The sequence below is a fragment of the Vreelandella rituensis genome, assembly GCF_003336665.1.
Classification (GTDB): domain Bacteria; phylum Pseudomonadota; class Gammaproteobacteria; order Pseudomonadales; family Halomonadaceae; genus Vreelandella; species Vreelandella rituensis.
On record NZ_QPIJ01000126.1, the window covers coordinates 1 to 2710 of the forward strand.

The 2710-nt window shown below is 63.4% G+C and carries 1 protein-coding gene and 1 pseudogene; both read right to left on the reverse strand.

Annotated elements, in window-relative coordinates:
• Positions 1 to 2032: nitrate reductase subunit alpha (locus DU506_RS20935; protein WP_114488760.1), on the reverse strand; the 2032-nt coding region annotated here is incomplete at its 3' end.
• 260 nt (positions 2033 to 2292) lie between these two features.
• Positions 2293 to 2710, reverse strand: a pseudogene (locus tag DU506_RS21845) (MFS transporter); the annotation flags it as partial.

Below are 2710 nucleotides of genomic sequence, written 5' to 3' on the forward strand. Positions count from 1 at the left end.
TATCCAGCTGAGGCGCCGACGGCAGCCAGCCCATGCGCTCGGAGCGCACGTTGAAGTCGATCAGGCTGCCCGGGTAGTCCTCGGCCTTGGCCAGCGGCGAGAGGATTTCCTTGATCTCGAGTTTCTCGTAGCGCCACTGGGAGGAGTGGCTGTAGAAGAACGAGGTGGAGTTCATGTGGCGCGGCGGACGCTGCCAGTCGAGGCCGAAGGCCAGCGGGGTCCAGCCGGTTTGCGGGCGCAGTTTTTCCTGCCCCACATAGTGCGCCCAGCCGCCGCCGCTCTGGCCGATACAGCCGCACATGACCAGCATGTTGATCAGGCCGCGGTAGTTCATGTCCATGTGGTACCAGTGGTTCATGCCGGCACCCACGATGATCATGCTGCGCCCGTTGGTCTTGTGGGCGTTGTCGGCAAATTCCCGGGCGATGCGCGTGGCCTGCTCGGCCGAGACGCCGGTGATCTTCTCCTGCCAGGCCGGGGTGTAGGGGCGAATCTGGTCATAGGAGGTCGCGCCGTCATCCTCGCCATCACTGCTGAAGCCCCGGTCGATGCCGTAGTTGGCGCACATCAGATCGAAGACGGTGACCGCCAGCATGTCGCTGCCGTCGGCCTTCTTCAGGCGCTTGACGGGCAGGTTGTGGAACAGCAGGTCATCGGCGGCGCCGGCACCGGCGCCCTTGACGTGCTCGAAGTGCTCGTGCTCGATGCCGCCGAAGTAGGGAAATGCCACCCGCGCCACGCTGTCGTGGTGCTCGGCCAGGCTGAGCAGCGGCTTGATCTTGGTGCCTTCGGCGTCCAGCGGCTCGAGGTTCCACTTGCCCACTTCGTCACCGGTCTCGCCCCAGCGGAAACCGATGGAACCACGCGGTACCACCAGCTGGTCGCGGGTTTCGTCCCAGGCAACGGTTTTCCACTCGGGGTTGTTGTCCTGGCCCAGGGCGGCATCGAAGTCGCTGGCGCGCAACTGGCGACCGGGGGCGAAGCTTCCGTCCTCACGCGCTTCGAGTTCCACCAGGAACGGCATGTCGGTGTACTGGCGGACATACTCGGTGAAGTAGGCGCTGGGCTTGTCGAGGTGGAATTCCTTGAGAATCACATGGCCCATGGCCATGGCCAGGGCGGCATCGGTGCCCTGCTTGGCGGACAGCCACTCGTCGGTCAGCTTGGAGACTTCGGCGTAGTCCGGGGTGATCGAGACGGTCTTGGTGCCCTTGTAGCGCACTTCGGTGAAGAAGTGCGCGTCCGGGGTGCGCGTCTGGGGCACGTTGGAGCCCCAGGCGATGATGTAGCCGGAGTTGTACCAGTCGGCGGATTCGGGGACATCGGTCTGTTCGCCCCAGGTCATCGGCGAGGCCGGCGGCAGGTCGCAGTACCAGTCGTAGAAGCTCATGCAGACGCCGCCGATCAGCGACAGGTAGCGGCTACCGGCGGCGTAGGAAACCATCGACATGGCGGGGATCGGCGAGAAGCCCAGGATACGGTCGGGGCCGAATTCCTTGGCGGTGTAGACGTTGGAGGCCGCCACCAGGTCGTTGAGCTCGTCCCAGTCGCCGCGCACGAAACCGCCCATGCCGCGGGCACGCTTGTACTGCTTGGTCTTGGCCGGGTCCTCGACGATCGAGGCCCAGGCATCGACCGGGTCGGGGTGCGCCTTGAGCGCCTCGCGCCAGAGGGCCAGCAGCGGCTTGCGAACCAGGGGGTACTTGAGCCGGTTGGCGCTGTAGAGGTACCAGGAGTAGCTCGCGCCCCGCGGGCAGCCACGCGGTTCGTGGTTGGGCAGATCCGGGCGGGTGCGCGGGTAGTCGGTCTGCTGGGTTTCCCAGGTGACCAGGCCGTTCTTGACGTAGATTTTCCAGCTGCACGAGCCGGTACAGTTCACCCCGTGCGTGCTGCGCACCACCTTGTCATGCTGCCAGCGGGAGCGGTAACCATCCTCCCAGCTGCGGGACTCGTCACGGCTTTCGCCGTGGTCGTTCGCGAAAGGCACACGGGCCTTGCGGAAGAAATTCAGCCGATCTATGAAATGACTCATGGTCGATCTCCAGGCACCTCGAAAATTTTTTGTTACCTGCCGGGCAGGTTCCATGGCATCGAGTGTGAGGGAACGACCCACGGATTACTGCGTGATTACCTCCATATACACCCTCTCTACCTCCAAGGGGATAGATGACCGACGCCAGGGGGATAAGCCGAGAACCCAGGCATCCAAGGGATAAAAACAAGGCAGCCACGGAAAGCGGCGGCACGAGCGTGCCGAAAAGAGACGGCAGGAAGAGGCATCGGAAAGAAGTGTCAGGAAGACAGGCAAGCGGAGGGGTTGGCATGGTCCCACAGCATCAGCAACATGCAGACGGCCAAGGCGCCATACAGGAACATGAAGCCGGCGGTACGAATGCCAATCCATTCGTTGCCCAGCACGAACATTAACGGCACCACGGCCGCAAACAGACTCCCCAAGGTCACCGCCAGGCCACCGACCGACGCCATTTGATGGGCATGGTCCCGGTATATCAGGCGCATCAGGCTGCCCTTGCCAATGCCCATGGCGGTACCCATGACCACCAATAAGCCCACAAAGACCGATAAGGGGGTACTTACGTGCACCATGACGTCGCCGTGGACCCCCTCGATGCGCATCTCGAACGAGGGGTAGGAAAGCAAGAACAGACAGGCCAGCACGCAGGCGCTCACCCACCAGCGCAACGTCCGA